Consider the following 14677-nt stretch of genomic DNA (forward strand, 5'->3'; position numbering starts at 1 on the left):
AGGCGGACCTACCGAATTCGTTGATACGGAAACCGGATGTGATCGGGAACACCCCACTCGACCGCGACCGGTCTCACATTCGAGGTGACGCGCGTGCGCCCACAGGCTGGATCGGTCCCTGATCTCGGCTCCGAGTCGTCCGGGCACTCGAGACAGGTGCTCGCGGACGTCGCGAAGGCACTCGCCCACCCCGACCGCATCTGGATCCTCCAGCTGCTGGCCGACGGGGAGCGGTCAGTCGCCGACCTGCGCTCGCGCACCGGGCAGGTGGCGTCGACGCTGTCCTCGCACCTCGCGGTCCTGCGCCACGCGGATCTCGTCACCGTGCGCCGCGAAGGCCCGTCGGTGTTCTACGGGCTCGCGGACGCCTCGTCCCTGCGGGTGCTGGAGTCGCTGCGGGAGGTCGTCGTGCACACCCTCGACCGGCGCGACCTCGCCTTCGGCGCCGACCCGGACGAGCGCACGCGCTTCTGACCCCGCCGGGCACGGGGCACTAGGGTCTCGCCATGGCGAGCGTGCGCGAGACCCTGCGGGTGCCGAAGGGCCCCGTCGACCTCGAGGAGATCGATCCCCGAGGCACCCCCGTCGGTCCGACGCGCAAGGCGGCGGCCGCGGACGAGATGGCCGACCTCGGCGTCCGGCTGGACACGCTGCAGGAGGCGCTCTACGCCGAGGGCACCGGCGGCGGGACCCGCGCCGTGCTGCTCGTCCTGCAGGGCATGGACACCTCCGGCAAGGGCGGGGTGATCCACCACGCGGTGGGGCTGGTGAACCCGCAGGGGGTGCAGATCGCCTCGTTCAAGCGCCCCACCGCCGAGGAGCTCGCGCACGACTTCCTCTGGCGCATCCGCAAGCAGGTGCCGGTGCCCGGCCGGATCGGCGTCTTCGACCGCTCCCACTACGAGGACGTGCTCGTGGCGCGGGTCGACTCGCTCGTGCCGGAGGAGGTCTGGCAGGCCCGGTACGCGCAGATCACCGCGTTCGAACAGGAGCTCACCGGTCGGGGCGTGACCGTCGTCAAGTGCATGCTGCACATCTCGCCGCAGGAGCAGGCCGAGCGGCTGCTCGCCCGGCTGGACGATCCCACCAAGCGCTGGAAGTACAACCCCGGCGACCTCGACACCCGGGCGAAGTGGCCCGCCTACCAGGAGGCCTACGAGGCCGCACTGGAGCGCTGCGACGCCGACGCCGCGCCCTGGTACGTCATCCCCAGCGACCGCAAGTGGTACCGGAACTGGGCCGTCGCGGCGATCCTGGCCGAGACCCTGGAGGACATGGCGCCGGTGTTCCCGCCGCCGGACTTCGACGTCGAGGAGCAGCGGGCGCTGGTGCGGGCCTCGCTCAGGTGAGCAGGGGGTGGATCGCCCAGAACGCCAGCGCCGCGGACAGCGCGGCGGCGGGCAGGGTGACCACCCAGGCCACCGCGATGTTGCCCGCGACGTTCCACCGGACCGCGGACAGCCGCTTCGTGGCGCCCACCCCGAGGATGGACGACGTGATGGTCTGCGTGGTCGAGATGGGCGCCGCGAACACGAACGCGGTCGTGTAGAGCACGGCGGACGCCGTGAGCTCGGCGGCGAACCCGCGCGGCGGGTCGAGGTCGATGATCCGCCGCCCGAGGGTCCGCATGATGCGCCAGCCGCCCGCGTAGGTGCCCAGGGACAGCGCGCCTGCGGAGATCAGCACGACCCACCAGGGGATGTCGGTGCCCTGGTGGTAGCCCCCGACGATCAGCGCGAGGACGATGACGCCCATCGTCTTCTGGGCGTCCTGCAGGCCGTGGCCGAGCGCCATCGCGGCGGCCGACACGGTCTGCGCCACGCGGAACCCGCGGGTCAGCCGGGCCGGGTTGCCCCGCCGGAAGATCCACAGCAGCGCGATCATCACCAGTCCGGCGAGCACGAACCCGACGACCGGGGACAGCACCATCGGGACCAGGACCTTCTCCAGCACCCCGCTCCACTTGACGGTGCCCGCGGAGGCCGTGGCCGCGCCCACCAGCCCGCCGATCAGCGCGTGCGAGGACGAGCTGGGCAGCCCGAACCACCAGGTCACCAGGTTCCACACGATGGCGCCCAGCAGCGCGGCCAGCACCACCGACAGCCCCTCCATGCCCTGGGGCGCCTCGATGATCCCGCTGCCGACGGTCGAGGCCACCTCGGTCCCGAGGAAGGCGCCGACGAGGTTCATCACCGCCGCCATGGCCAAGGCCACCCGCGGGGAGAGCGCGCGCGTGGCGACGGAGGTCGCGATGGCGTTCGCGGCGTCGTGGAAGCCGTTGGTGTAGTCGAATACCAGGGCCACCGCGATGACGACGACGATGGTCGTGAGCAGCACTAGGCTTCCTTCACGGCGATGCTCTCGACCGTGTTCGCCACGGTCTCGAAGGCGTCCGCCGCCTCTTCCAGCGTGTCCACGACCTCCTTGAGCTTGATGATCTCCAGGAGGGCCGCGGTGTCGGTCGGGGCCTCGGCCGGGGACAGCAGCCCGGCGAGCACGGCGTGGTACGCCTCGTCCGCCTCGTCCTCGAGCGAGTTCACGTGGATCCAGTAGTCCTGCAGCGCGGACATCTTCTCCAGCCGGGGCATGGCCTCCGCGGTGGCCAGCGCCGCTCGGCGCAGCACGTCCACCTGCATGGTGATGCCCGCGGGCAGCCGGTCCAGCCGGTAGAGCACGATCCGGTCCGCCGCCTCCTCGATGGCGTCCACGACGTCGTCGAGGGAGGAGGCGAGCCGGTAGATGTCCTCGCGGTCGAACGGGGTGACGAAGACCGAGTTGAGCTTGACCATGATCTCGTGCGTCACGTCGTCGCCCGCGTTCTCCGCCTCCTTCACCCGTTTGGCGATGGCGGGGCGGTCCGCGGGGACGGCGTCGACCATCGCGGCGAGCTCGTCGGCTGCGACCACGATGTTCTCCGCGGCGCGGGTGAACAGCGGGTAGAAGCCGCGTTCCTGTGGCGTCAACCGGAAGGCCATGACGGGTTTTCTACCTGTTCATCTCGGGCCGGTCGTGGGCGGGCCCCGTTCCGGACTCTTCGGTCAGCCGATGAGGGTCCGGCCGATGATCTCCTTCATGATCTCGTTGGTGCCGCCGTAGATCGACTGCACCCGGGAGTCCACGAAAGCCTTGGCGATCGGGTACTCGAGCATGTAGCCGTACCCGCCGTGCAGCTGCACGCAGCGGTCCACGACCCGTCGCTGCACGTCAGTGGCCCACCACTTGGCCTTCGCGGCGTCCGCGACCGGCAGCTCGGACTCGACGTGCCGGGCCAGGCAGCGGTCGACGTACGCGCGTGTGACGTCCACCTCGGTGTCCATCTCGGCCAGCTCGAACCGGGTGTTCTGGAAGTGGGCGACCGGCTTGCCGAAGGCCTTGCGCTCCTTCGTGTACTCCAGCGTCATCGCCAGGGCGGCCGCCGCGCCCGCGGTGGCGCCGAGCGCGATGGACAGCCGCTCCTGGGCCAGGTTCTGCATCAGGTAGATGAAGCCCTGGCCCACCTCGCCGAGGACGTTGGCCGCGGGCACCCGCACGTCGGTGAACGAGAGCTCGGCGGTGTCCTGGGCCTTCATCCCGACCTTCTCCAGCCTGCGGCCGCGCTCGAAGCCGGGCATGCCGCGCTCCACCACGAGCAGGGAGAAGCCGCGCGCGCCCGCGTCCGGGTCGGTCTTCGCGACGACGATCACGAGGTCGGCGAGGATCCCGTTGGTGATGAACGTCTTGGCGCCGTTGAGGATCCAGTCGTCGCCGTCCCGGCGCGCGTGGGTCGCGATGCCCTGCAGGTCCGAGCCCGTGCCCGGCTCCGTCATCGCGATCGCGGTGATGAGGTCGCCGGAGCAGAACCCGGGCAGCCAGCGCTGCTTCTGCTCGTCCGTGCACAGGCGCAGCAGGTAGGGCGCGACGACGTCGTTGTGCAGCGGGAAGCCGAGCCCGCTCGCACCGGCCGCGGTGATCTCCTCGAGCGCGACGGCGTTGTACCGGAAGTCCGGCGTGCCCCCGCCGCCGAACTGCTCGGGCACATCGGTGCCCAGCAGGCCCGCCCGGCCCGCGGTGCGCCAGACCTCGCGGTCGACCTGGCCCTGCTTCTCCCACTCGGCGTGGTGGGGGAGGACCTCCTTGGCGAGGAAGGTCCGGACGAGGTCCCGGAACGCGTCGTGTTCGGCGTCGAAGATGTCGCGCTGCATGACACGCAGCCTCCCATACCCGCGGGTAACCACGCGGGCCGTCGCCGGCCCGTACGCTCCGCCGATGGGCGTCGGGGCGAACATCTGGGACAAGGTCGTCGCAGGTGGGGTGGCCGACCTGCGGCGGTGTCACCGGCGCGAGGTCGCGGCGGAGACCGAGCACACGGGGTCCGCACGGGGCTGGGTCCTGCACCGCTACGACCCGACGGCGCCGCAGTCCGGCCCGCCGGTGCTGCTGGTCCCGCCGCTGGGCGCCCCGGACTTCGCCTACGACCTGCGCCGCGGCGGCTCGCTCGTCGAGCACCTCCTCGACCGGGGCCGCCCGGTGTACCTCGTCGACTACGGGCCCCTGTCCTTCGGTCACCGCGCCCTCGGTGTGGAGCACTGGGTGGACGAGGTGGTCCCGCAGGTGACCCGCCGGATCGGGGAGCCGGTGCACCTGGTCGGATGGTCGCTGGGCGGGCTGTTCTGCCTGCTCGCGCTCGCCGCGGCCGAGCGGCTCGGGGAACCGCTGCCGGTGCGCTCGGTCAGCGCCATCGCCAGTCCGGTCGACATCGCGGCGGTGCCGCTGGTGGCGCCGCTGCGGCCGCTGGCGCAGGTCGCGGGCGGGCGGGCGGTCTCGGCGATCTACCGCGCGGTGGGCAGCCTCCCCGCCCCGGTGGTCAGCGGCATCTTCCACCTGACGGCGGTGGACCGGCTGGTCACGAAGCCGCTGGCGGTGCTGAGCAGGCTGGGGGACAAGGACACCCTCGCGCACATGGAGGCCGTCGACTACCTGATGAACCACATGCACGGCTATCCCGGGCGCGCCTTCGGCCAGCTCTTCCACCTGCTGCTGCGCGCCAACGACCTGGCCACCGGCAGGCTGGAGATCGGCGGGCGCACGGTGGACCTGGCGGACGTCCGGGTGCCCGTCCTGGTCGTGGCGGGCCTGGACGACGTCATCGCCCCGCTCGGCGCGGTCCGCGGCGTGGTCCCGCTGCTCACCGGAGCCCCGCAGGTCCGGTTCGAGACCGCGCCGGGCGGGCACCTCGGCGTCCTGACCGGACGGCGGGCCCGCACCACCACCTGGCCGATCCTCGACGACTTCCTGGGCCGGACCTGACGTCCCGGGCGGGACCCGACGCGTACGGGCCACAATGAGCGGCATGCGTCACGTCGAGGGGATCGACACGGTCAAGCCCTACTCGGTGATCGGGCTGGGCACCTGGCAGTTCGGGTCGCGGGAGTGGGGCTACGGCGAGGACTTCGCCGCGGAGGCCCGGCGGATCGTCACCCGCGCCCGCGAGCTCGGGGTCACGGTGTTCGACACCGCGGAGGTCTACGGGTTCGGGCGCTCGGAGCGGATCCTGGGCCGGGCGCTGGCGGACTCCGGCGGCACCGAGGACGTCGTGGTCGCCACGAAGATCTTCCCCGTGCTGCCCACCGCCGCGGTCGTGCAGCAGCGCGGGGTGGCCAGCGCGCAGCGGCTCGGGGTGCGCACGCTCGACCTCTACCAGGTGCACCAGCCCAACCCGGTGGTCTCCGACGCCACGACCATGCGCGGCATGCGGGCGCTGCGGGACGTCGGCGTCGTCGACCAGGTCGGGGTGTCGAACTACCCGCTGAAGCGCTGGCGGTCGGCGGAGGTGCGCTTCGGCGCGCCGGTGCTGTCCAACCAGGTGCAGCTCAACCTGGTACACCGCGGCCCGCTGGCCGAGATGCTGCCCTGGGCGCAGCGCACCGGACACGTCGTGATCGCGTACAGCCCGCTGGCGCAGGGGCTGCTCTCCGGCCGCTACGACGCCGACCACCGCCCGGCCAACGGGGTGCGCGCCGCCAACGCGATGTTCCTGCCTGAGAACCTGGACGCCGCGAAGCCGCTGCTGGACACCCTGCGAGACGTCGCGTCCGGCCACGACGCGACCCCCGCCCAGGTCGCGCTCGCGTGGGTGGTGCACCAGCCCCACGTCGTCGCGATCCCGGGGGCGTCCAGTGTGGCCCAGCTGGAGAGCAATGTGGCCGCGGCGGACCTGCGCCTGTCCGACGAGGAGTACCGGGGCCTCACCGCGGCGGCCGAGGCCTACCAGCCGCTCGTCGGGATCCCGGCGATCCCGAAGCTCGTCGCGTCCCGTAGGCGTGGTTAGTCGGGTTTCGTCGCGCAGGTGAGTGACATTCGACCATCGCTCACATCCTGACGAACGGGGCTTCGCGGAGTTAGCGTTGCGGCGTGAGCAGCACCGTGGACACCCGGGGGCCCCTGTCCGCCGCACGGCGGGAGCACGACGCCGTCGTGGCGGGCCTGGTGCGGGCCTACCGGGCGGTCCCTCCCGGCACCCCGGTGCGGCTCGGCAAACGCACGTCGAACCTCTTCCGCTTCGGGGCAGGCACCGCGGGCGACACCGTCCACCTGGACACCTCCGGACTGACCGGGGTGATCGAGGTCGACGCGGCGGCCCGCACCGCGGACGTGCAGGGGATGTGCACCTACGAGGACCTCGTCGCCGCGACCCTGCCGCACGGGCTCATGCCGCTGGTCGTCCCGCAGCTCAAGACGATCACCCTCGGCGGCGCGGTCACCGGCCTGGGCATCGAGTCGACCAGCTTCCGGCACGGCCTGCCGCACGAGTCGGTGCTCGAGATGGACGTGCTGGTCCCCTCCGGCGAGCTGGTCACCGCGGCCCCCACCGGCGCGCACGCGGACCTCTACGCCGCCTTCGCCAACTCCTACGGCACCCTCGGCTACGCGCTGCGGATCCGGATCGAGCTGCAGCCGGTCTCCCGGTACGTGCGGCTGCGCCACCACCGCTTCGGCACCGCGGAGGAGGCCACCGCCGCGCTGGGCGAGCTGGCGGCCACGGACATCGACTTCCTCGACGGCACCGTGTTCTCCCCGACCGAGCACTACGTCACGGTCGGCGAGTTCGTCGACGAGCCGACGCCCGGCGCCCGGGTCAGCGACTACACGGGCATGGAGGTGTTCTACCGCTCGCTGCAGACCCGCCCGGTCGACCACCTCACCACCCACGACTACCTGTGGCGCTGGGACACCGACTGGTTCTGGTGCTCGCGCGCCTTCGGGGTGCAGAACCCGGCGGTCCGCAGGCTCTGGCCCCGGCGCTACCGCCGGTCGGACGTCTACCGCAGGCTGGTCGCGCTCGACCAGCGCTACCAGGCGTCGAACGCCGTGCGCCGCCGCCTCGGGCACCCCGAGGAGGAGATGGTGATCCAGGACGTCGAGATCCCCACCCCGCGGCTGCCGGAGTTCCTGGCCGAGTTCCACGCCCACGTCGGCATCGCGCCGGTCTGGCTCTGCCCGCTGCAGCTGCGCGGCGACCGGACCTGGCCGCTCTACCCGATGAAGCCGCACACTCCGTACGTCAACGTCGGGTTCTGGTCGTCCGTCCCCGTCACCGGGGACAAGTGGCAGCACAACCGGTTCGTCGAGGACCTGGTCGCCCGGCTGGACGGCCACAAGAGCCTCTACTCCACCGTCCACTACGGCGAGGCGGAGTTCTGGGAGCGGTACAACGGTGCGGCGTACCGCCCCGTGAAGGAGCGGTACGACCCGCAGGGGCGGGTACCGGACCTGTTCAGGAAGGTCGGAGGGGGAGCATGAGGGTCGCTGAGGTCTTCGGACACGTCATCGGGCGGGACGCGCCGATCCGGCTGGTCGCCTACGACGGCAGCAAGTCCGGTCCGGACGACGCCGAGATCGCGCTGCGCATCGAGTCCCCGCGGGCGCTGGCCCGGCTCGCCTCGGCGCCCGGCACGCTGGGCCTGGCGCGCGCGTACGTGACGGGTGAGATCGATGTGGAGGGAGACCTCTACACGGCGCTGTCGTCCCTGTCGGACATCACGCTGCACGGGGTGTCGACGCTGGACTTCGGCAGGCTGCTGCGGACCGTGGGCCCGATCTGGCTGAAGTACCGGCCCGCGCCGCCGGAGCTGGAGGCGCGCCCGCGCGGGCGGCTGCACTCGAAGTTCCGGGACAGCCAGGCCATCTCGCACCACTACGACGTGTCCAACACCTTCTACGAGTGGGTGCTCGGGCCGTCGATGACCTACACCTGCGCGGCGTACCCGCACCCGGGTGCCACGCTCGAGGAGGCGCAGGAGACCAAGTACGACCTGGTCGCGCGCAAGCTCGCGCTGGAGCCGGGGATGCGCCTGCTGGACGTCGGGTGCGGGTGGGGCGGCATGGTCCGCCACGCCGCCCGGATGGGAGTGAAGGCGCTGGGCGTCACGCTGTCGCGCAACCAGGCCGAGTGGGCGCAGGAGGCGATCCGGCGCGAGGGGCTGGAGGAGTTCGCCGAGGTCCGGCACTCGGACTACCGGGACGTCGCGGAGTCCGGCTTCGACGCCGTCAGCTCCATCGGGCTCACCGAGCACATCGGCAAACGGCAGCTGTCGTCCTACTTCGGGTTCCTGTACGGCAAGCTGCGGCCCGAGGGCAGGCTGCTCAACCACTGCATCACCCAGCCGCGGACCGTGAGCCACCTGCGCCGCGTCGACCCGTTCATCGACCGGTACGTCTTCCCGGACGGGCAGCTCGAGTCGCCGGGCCTGCTGATGACCGAGATGAACGACGCGGGCTTCGAGATCCGCCACGAGGAGAACCTGCGCGAGCACTACGCGATGACGCTGCGGGACTGGGGCGCCAACCTCGAGGAGCACTGGGACGAGGCGGTGGCCGAGGTGGGCATCGGGCGCGCCCGGGTGTGGCGGCTGTACATGGCGGCGTGCCGGCTGGGCTTCGACCTGGACAACATCCAGCTCCACCAGATGCTCGGGGTGAAGCTCGGCGACCACGGCCGCTCCGGCATGCCGCTGCGCGGGTGGCGCGCCGAAGGGGTCTGGTAGCCGCGGCTCTGGTAGAGAAGGCGCTGTGCCCGACCGCAGGCCCGACCGTCTGAGCCCGCTCGACGCGTCGTTCCTCTTCATGGAGGAACGCACGACCGCCATGACCCTGGGCGCGGTCATGACCTTCGAACCGGAGGACGGCTTCTTCGACGTCGACGCGTTCGTCGACCTGATCGACTCCCGGCTCGACCTCGTGCCCCGGTACCGCCAGAAGGTCCGGGAGGTGCCGGGGCGGCTCGGCCTGCCGGTGTGGGTGGACGACCCGGACTTCGACCTGAGCTTCCACGTGCGGCGCTCGGCGCTGCCCGCGCCTGGCACGGACGCGGACCTGCGCGAGCTGGTGGGGCGGCTGCTGTCCCGCCAGCTCGACCGGTCCCGCCCGCTGTGGGAGATCTACGTGATCGAGGGCTTCGAGGAGTACCGGGTCGCCATCCTGACCAAGATCCACCACGCGATGGTCGACGGCATCGGCTCGATGGCCGTCGGCAGCCTGCTGCTCGACACCGCGGCGCGGCCGCGGCCCGCGGAGGCGGGCGGGGAGCCCGGGTGGTCGCCGCGGCCGTCGCCGTCCGGGCTGGAGCTGGCCACGCAGGCCGTGCTGGAGAACATGCTGCGGCCGCGGTCCGCGGTCGACGCGCTGACCCGCTCCGCGCGAGACGTCCGGGAGGTCGCCTCCGCGGTGCGCCGGACCCTGGGCGGCGTCGCGGACGCGGTGCGCACCGCCAACCACGGCCGCTCGGTCTGGGCGCTCAACGCCCCGATCGGCACCCAGCGCCGGTTCGGCATGGCGCGGACCTCGCTGTTCGAGCACCGGATGATCCGGCGCAGGCACGGGGCGGGCGGCGGCACGGTGAACGACGTGGTGCTCGCCGTGGTGGCGGGTGCGTTGCGGCGCTGGCTGATCGCCCGCGGCGAGCCGATCTTCCCGGACTCCGTGGTGCGCGCGATGGTGCCGGTCAGCGTGCGCGGCCGCGGCCCCGGGTCCGACGGCGGCAACCGGATCTCCGCGGTGTTCGTCGAGCTGCCGGTGGGGGACCCGGACCCGGTCCGCAGGCTGCAGTCGATCGCGCGGCAGATGGAGGCGCGCAAGCGGTTCGGCCGCTCGGCGGGCACGACCGCGGTGGTCGGCCTGGCGTCCCTGGCCACCCCCGTCATGCACGAGATGGGGGCCCGGCTGTCGTCGAGGCTGTCGTCGCGCCTGTTCAACGTCGTCGTCACGCACGTGCCCGGCCCGCCGCGCCCGCTCTATGCGATGGGGGCGCGGATGCGGGACATGTACCCGGTGGTCCCGCTGGCCCACGGCCAGGCCGTCGCGATCGGCGTGACCAGCTACGACGGCACCGTCTGCTACGGCCTCGACGCGGACCGGGACGCCCTGCCGGACGTCGACGTGTTGGCCGAGGCCGTCAACGACTCGCTCGCCGAGCTCAAGGAGGCCCCCGCCGCCTGAGAGACCCGTGCGCGGCGATGGTCGCCCTGGCGACCATCGCCGCTCACGAGCCCTGAGCAGGGCCTCAGCGGGCGCGCAGGGCCTGGCGGGCGGCCTCGACGGCCTGGTGGGCGTAGCCGCCGCCGAAGAGCACGGCGTGGACCAGGAGCGGGAAGAGCTGGTGCAGCGGGACGCGGGCGGCCCGGCCGTCGGCGAGCGGTGCCACCTCGTCGTAGGCGGCGAGCACGGTGTCCAGGTGCGGCAGGCCGAACAGGGCGAGCATCGCCAGGTCGGTCTCGCGGTGCCCGCCGTGCGCCGCCGGGTCGATCAGCCACACCCCCGACGGGGACCACAGGACGTTGCCCGACCAGAGGTCGCCGTGCAGCCGGGCCGGGGGTTCGGGCGGGCCTGCGAGCTCCTCGATCCGGGCGCACACGTCCTCGACGGGCCCCGGGTCGGGCACGGCGTGCAGGTACGGGCGGATCCGGTGCTCGACGAACCAGGTGGGCCAGGTCGGGCCGGGCTCGTTGCGCATCGCGGTGCCGCCGATGCGGGCGTCCACGGGGCCACCCGGCGGCGGCGACCCGAACGCCGGGGCGCCCGCGGCGTGCAGGGCGGCCAGCCGGCGTCCGAACTCCTCGGCCGCCGCCCGCGTCGGGGCGCCCGCGGGGACCTCGGCCTCGACCAGCCAGTCCGCCTCCGCGGCGAGCACCTCGGGCACCGCGGGCCCGCCGGGGACCCGCAGCCACCGCAGGCCCGCCGCCTCCGCCGCGGCGCCGACGTCCCGCTTCACGACGACGGGGCGCCCGTCGGGCAGCACCGCTCGGCTCACCCCGGGCGGCGCCGCCGCGGGGTCGAACCCGAGCGGGCTCACAGTTCCTTGCGGACCCGCTCCAGCAGGCCGGGGGTGGCGGCCTCGATCATCCGCAGCACCTCGCCGAACCCGTCGGGGCCGCCGTAGTAGGGATCGGGGACCTCGGCGTCGTCCGAGGCGGCGGGGTCGAAGGACCGCAGCAGGACGACGCGTCCGGGCTCGGGCACGGAGTCCCGCAGCGCCCGGCGGTGCCCCGCGTCCAGCGCGACGAGCACGTCCGCCGACAGCACGTGCGAGTCGACCTGGCGCGCGGTGTGCGCGGTGTCGTAGCCCTGCGCGGCGAGCTCGTCGGCGGCCCGCGGGTCCATCGGCTCGCCCGCGTGCCAGCCGCCGGTGCCCGCGCTGGTCACCGTGACGGCGTCTCCGAGCCCCGCCTCGTCGAGCGCGGCGCGGAACACCTTCTCGGCCATGGGGGAGCGGCAGATGTTCCCGGTACAGACGAAAGCCACGTGTGGCCCCATTCGTTGTCGGCTCACGCCGCCCAGTCTGGCCGATCTGCCCGAAATCAGTCGGGCCCGGCTCGGTGATCTCACCCACCGGCCAGGCCCTTGATCAGCCCCAGGAGGCTGACCCGTGCGAGATCGTCCCATCACCGTGGCCGAATGGCCCCGCCCGTCCTGGGCGAACCGAACCTGCAGCACTCCGTACGGCAACCTTGAGCACCGCCGGAAGGGCGGCCGGGTCGCGATCGACCGCACGCCGCCCGTGCCGCGGCCCGTCGAGGTGTACCTGTTCGTCGAGGACGTCGTCCGCGAGGAGGGCCGCACGATCACCGCGCGCCGTCGGGCCCCGCGGATCGCGATCGGTGACACCCGCCTGACGATGGCGATGTCCCGGCAGCTCGTCGGGATCCTGATCGAGCTGCACGCGCTCGTCGACGACGTCCTGGTCCCCGTCGAGCCGCCCGCCGCGGGCGAGTCGGAGTCCGACCAGCCGCAGGCCGAACCCGCTCGACCGGCGGCGCCCGCCGTGCCGCCCGTCGAGTTCTCCGGTGGTGCCTCGTGAGCACCCACGTCGCCGTGTCCATCGCCCACGACGCCCCGGTCGAGGTCGACCGGAAGGGCACCAGCGTGCTGGTCCGCCTCGGTGAGCTCACCGTGGCGTGCTCGCTCGAGCAGGCCGCTGCGGTGCGGGACCGGCTCGACGACGTCCTCGCCGGGGAGGTCGCACCGTGACCCCCGTCGAGCACCTGGCTGTGTTCCTGCTGCTGCCGACCCTGCGGGCGGTCGTCGAGCCCGGCACGGTCCTCCACGCCGTCGCCTGCGTGGTGCTGCTGGTCGGGCCGAGCCTGATCGGGCTCGGCATCGCGGAGTGGCGGTGCCGCCGCCGGCTCCGGCGCGCCGTGCAGTCCGGGGTGGTCCTGCGCGGCCGTCGCGCCGGCCTGCACCGACACGCCCCACCGCCAGGCGGCGAGCAGCCACGCATCGACCCGCACCAGCAGCAGCCGGAGGACCCCCGATGACCCGCCCGCTCCGCTCCGTCCCGCCCGCCCCTCCCGCGCCGGCGGATCCGCTCGCCGCGCTCACCGCGGCCGTCGCCGCCGGGCAGATCACCGTCGAGCAGCTCCAGGCGCTCGGGCAGCTCGCCGCCACGATCACGGGCAGCACCGCACCCACGACGGGCGCGACCGCGCTGCGCGCCGAGCTCGGCGACCAGGAGGTCATTGCACGCTACTTCGGGTCCCCGAACGTGCGGGGCTGGCGCCCGGAGACCCGACGAGTCCGCCACGCGCAGCTCACGAAGATCTCCCGCGAGCTCGGCGCCCCGTTCACCTCCGCGACCGAGGAGGACGTCCTCGCGTGGGCCGAGCGGCTCGACGGGAAGCCGGAGACGTTGTCGTCGTACGTGTCGGCGATCAAGGTTCTGTTCCGGTGGATGTCCACGAAGGCTCGGCCTCGGCTGCGGCTCGACGATCCCACGGTCATCCTCGACCGACCGAGGGTGCCGGAGGCGACGCCTCGGCCGATCGCCTCGGACCAGTTCGACCTCGCGCTGGCGTGCGCGGTCTCGGACCCGGTCATGTACGCCTGGCTCGGGTTGATGGGCTGCTGCGGGTTCCGCTGCTGCGAGATCGCGTGGTTCCGCGGCACCGACGTCGAGCCCATTCCCGGGGGTGGCGCGCTGCTGCACATCGAGGGCAAGGGCGGGAAGAAGCGCACGGTCCCCGCGGGCAAGCACCTCATGCGGGTCCTCGCGCCGTTCGTCGACCGGGCCGGGGCCGGGCCGGTGTTCCCGCGCCCGTCCGACGGTGGCCCGCACACCCCGGGCCGGGTGTCGACGAAGGTGAACGGGTTCCTGGCCGAGCTGCGGATCCCGGCGACCGCGCACCAGCTGCGGCACCGCTGGGGCACCGACTATCACGAGCTGGATCCGGACCTGTTCCGGCAGGCGAAGCTCATGGGGCACGCCTCGGTGGTCACCACGGCCCGCTACACCGCGGTGTCCCCGGCGGAGGCGGCCCGCCACGTCGAGGAGCTCACCCAGCGGCGACTCGGCCGCGGGGGCACGCAGTGAGCACGGCGCGGGTCCGGTCGGTGCTCGGCGCGCTCGCGGTGGGCGCGTTCACCGCGGCGGCGGTCGCGGTGCTCGGCCTCGTGGCCGACGCGCGGGCCGGCGGCGGCGCGACCGCGGCCGTGGCCGCCGACGGGCCGGCGCGGTGCGCGGTCGCGGCGGTCGTGGCGGTCGCCGGGTGAGCAATCTCGACGTCGACCGGCCGTCGTGCCCGCCGTGGTGCGACGACCGGCCCGGCCACGACTGGGACTCGCTCTTCGAGGGTGACCTGATGCGCGGGCACGAGCACCTCGTCCAGGTCGTGCCGCTGCTCGCCTGCGGCCCGCGCAACAGGACCGTGCACGTGATCGTGTCGCAGCTCGAGGTGGTGGAGTCCGACGGCCGGATCGAGCGGCTCCCCGCCGGGGTGGCGATGGTGGGCGTCGTCGACCTGAACGAGCTCACCGCGGGGAACGCGCGGGACCTGGCGGCGGCGCTGGAGGCCGCGGCCGCGTTCGTCGACCGGACGCAGCTCCGCGCGGTGTGAGACGGAGCTCGGCCCCGGCGGCGAGACAAGTCGCGTCCGGGGCCGAGCGGCGCCGCTTGCTCAGCGAGGCCTGCGGGCGACGCTTCGCGCCCGGCGGGGGCAGCGTACGGCGGACGATGGCCGCTCGACGGCGTTCACGTTCCGCTCGTCTCGAAACCTGAGAATGTGAGTAGGCCGAATAGTCGCACGGCGGCGCCTGTGTCGGTGGTTGGTCTCGGCGTCTTCGCCGGTCACCGCCACCGTGGTGGCCGACCTCTCAGATTCGGGGAGAAGCGTGGTGGTCTGGTCTCACACTTCTGTCATTCGCCCGCGCG

18 protein-coding genes are annotated in these 14677 nt (G+C 73.1%); 13 read left to right on the forward strand and 5 right to left on the reverse strand.

Going from position 1 to position 14677, the window contains the following annotated elements; genetic code table 11:
* The first annotated feature begins 93 nt into the window (after positions 1 to 93).
* Positions 94 to 474 carry a helix-turn-helix transcriptional regulator gene (locus L3X23_RS06885; protein ID WP_237191266.1) on the forward strand — a complete coding sequence of 127 codons (381 nt, stop codon included), beginning with the start codon at positions 94 to 96 and terminating at the stop codon, positions 472 to 474.
* A gap of 32 nt (positions 475 to 506) precedes the next feature.
* Positions 507 to 1349: a polyphosphate kinase 2 family protein gene (locus L3X23_RS06890; protein ID WP_237191267.1), complete on the forward strand. Its 843-nt coding sequence runs from the start codon at positions 507 to 509 to the stop codon at positions 1347 to 1349.
* On the opposite strand, the gene L3X23_RS06895 is transcribed toward L3X23_RS06890, so the two are convergent.
* The 3 genes from L3X23_RS06895 to L3X23_RS06905 all read right to left on the reverse strand — a co-directional run bounded on the left by L3X23_RS06895 (position 1342) and on the right by L3X23_RS06905 (position 4181).
* Positions 1342 to 2337, reverse strand: a complete 996-nt coding sequence (locus L3X23_RS06895; RefSeq protein ID WP_093075343.1) for an inorganic phosphate transporter — start codon at positions 2335 to 2337, stop codon at positions 1342 to 1344. The two genes, L3X23_RS06890 and L3X23_RS06895, sit on opposite strands and share 8 nt — an antisense overlap.
* A complete protein-coding gene (locus L3X23_RS06900; RefSeq protein WP_237191268.1) occupies positions 2337 to 2975 on the reverse strand; it encodes a DUF47 domain-containing protein in 639 nt (212 codons plus the stop codon). The genes L3X23_RS06895 and L3X23_RS06900 overlap by 1 nt, the downstream gene beginning before the upstream one ends.
* A 63-nt stretch (positions 2976 to 3038) precedes the next feature.
* Positions 3039 to 4181, reverse strand: coding sequence for an acyl-CoA dehydrogenase family protein (locus tag L3X23_RS06905; protein WP_237191269.1), 1143 nt, complete (start codon positions 4179 to 4181; stop codon positions 3039 to 3041).
* 64 nt (positions 4182 to 4245) lie between these two features.
* Between L3X23_RS06905 and L3X23_RS06910 the strand changes: the two genes are divergently transcribed.
* The 5 genes from L3X23_RS06910 (at position 4246) to L3X23_RS06930 (ending at position 10473) form a co-directional block, all read left to right on the forward strand.
* Positions 4246 to 5286, forward strand: a complete 1041-nt coding sequence (locus tag L3X23_RS06910) for an alpha/beta fold hydrolase (RefSeq protein ID WP_237191270.1) — start codon at positions 4246 to 4248, stop codon at positions 5284 to 5286.
* A 43-nt stretch (positions 5287 to 5329) separates the two neighbouring features.
* On the forward strand, positions 5330 to 6307 hold the full coding sequence (locus L3X23_RS06915; RefSeq protein WP_093076089.1) for an aldo/keto reductase: 978 nt from the start codon (positions 5330 to 5332) through the stop codon (positions 6305 to 6307).
* Positions 6308 to 6390: 83 nt separating this feature from the next.
* Positions 6391 to 7779, forward strand: coding sequence for an FAD-binding oxidoreductase (locus L3X23_RS06920; RefSeq protein WP_308116876.1), 1389 nt, complete (start codon positions 6391 to 6393; stop codon positions 7777 to 7779).
* A complete protein-coding gene (locus L3X23_RS06925; protein WP_237191271.1) occupies positions 7776 to 9023 on the forward strand; it encodes a class I SAM-dependent methyltransferase in 1248 nt (415 codons plus the stop codon). The genes L3X23_RS06920 and L3X23_RS06925 overlap by 4 nt, the downstream gene beginning before the upstream one ends.
* A gap of 25 nt (positions 9024 to 9048) precedes the next feature.
* Positions 9049 to 10473 (forward strand): wax ester/triacylglycerol synthase family O-acyltransferase, encoded by a 1425-nt coding sequence (locus tag L3X23_RS06930; protein WP_237191272.1) that lies wholly within the window; start codon positions 9049 to 9051, stop codon positions 10471 to 10473.
* Positions 10474 to 10537: 64 nt separating this feature from the next.
* Here L3X23_RS06930 and L3X23_RS06935 read toward each other — a convergent pair whose 3' ends face one another.
* Both L3X23_RS06935 and L3X23_RS06940 read right to left on the reverse strand, forming a co-directional pair.
* A complete protein-coding gene (locus L3X23_RS06935) occupies positions 10538 to 11326 on the reverse strand; it encodes a fructosamine kinase family protein (RefSeq protein ID WP_237191273.1) in 789 nt (262 codons plus the stop codon).
* The gene (locus L3X23_RS06940) at positions 11323 to 11787 is read right to left on the reverse strand and encodes a low molecular weight protein-tyrosine-phosphatase (protein WP_237197947.1); all 465 of its coding nucleotides are present in this window, start codon (positions 11785 to 11787) and stop codon (positions 11323 to 11325) included. Before L3X23_RS06940 ends, L3X23_RS06935 begins: the two co-directional genes overlap by 4 nt.
* 112 nt (positions 11788 to 11899) lie before the next feature.
* On the opposite strand from L3X23_RS06940, the gene L3X23_RS06945 reads away from it, so the two are divergent.
* Genes L3X23_RS06945 through L3X23_RS06970 form a run of 6 tightly spaced genes read left to right on the forward strand, consistent with a single transcriptional unit; the run spans position 11900 to position 14363 of the window.
* Positions 11900 to 12331 carry a hypothetical protein gene (locus L3X23_RS06945; protein ID WP_237191274.1) on the forward strand — a complete coding sequence of 144 codons (432 nt, stop codon included), beginning with the start codon at positions 11900 to 11902 and terminating at the stop codon, positions 12329 to 12331.
* The gene (locus L3X23_RS06950; protein WP_237191275.1) at positions 12328 to 12501 is read left to right on the forward strand and encodes a hypothetical protein; all 174 of its coding nucleotides are present in this window, start codon (positions 12328 to 12330) and stop codon (positions 12499 to 12501) included. The genes L3X23_RS06945 and L3X23_RS06950 overlap by 4 nt, the downstream gene beginning before the upstream one ends.
* Positions 12498 to 12788 carry a hypothetical protein gene (locus L3X23_RS06955; RefSeq protein ID WP_237191276.1) on the forward strand — a complete coding sequence of 97 codons (291 nt, stop codon included), beginning with the start codon at positions 12498 to 12500 and terminating at the stop codon, positions 12786 to 12788. The genes L3X23_RS06950 and L3X23_RS06955 overlap by 4 nt, the downstream gene beginning before the upstream one ends.
* Complete coding sequence (locus tag L3X23_RS06960) at positions 12785 to 13840, forward strand: tyrosine-type recombinase/integrase (protein WP_237191277.1); 1056 nt, start codon at positions 12785 to 12787, stop codon at positions 13838 to 13840. The genes L3X23_RS06955 and L3X23_RS06960 overlap by 4 nt, the downstream gene beginning before the upstream one ends.
* Positions 13837 to 14019 (forward strand): hypothetical protein, encoded by a 183-nt coding sequence (locus L3X23_RS06965; protein WP_237191278.1) that lies wholly within the window; start codon positions 13837 to 13839, stop codon positions 14017 to 14019. The genes L3X23_RS06960 and L3X23_RS06965 overlap by 4 nt, the downstream gene beginning before the upstream one ends.
* On the forward strand, positions 14016 to 14363 hold the full coding sequence (locus tag L3X23_RS06970; RefSeq protein ID WP_237191279.1) for a hypothetical protein: 348 nt from the start codon (positions 14016 to 14018) through the stop codon (positions 14361 to 14363). Before L3X23_RS06965 ends, L3X23_RS06970 begins: the two co-directional genes overlap by 4 nt.
* Positions 14364 to 14677 lie beyond the last annotated feature (314 nt).

The organism is Pseudonocardia sp. WMMC193, from assembly GCF_021728735.1.
In the GTDB taxonomy this organism is placed as follows: domain Bacteria; phylum Actinomycetota; class Actinomycetes; order Mycobacteriales; family Pseudonocardiaceae; genus Pseudonocardia; species Pseudonocardia oroxyli.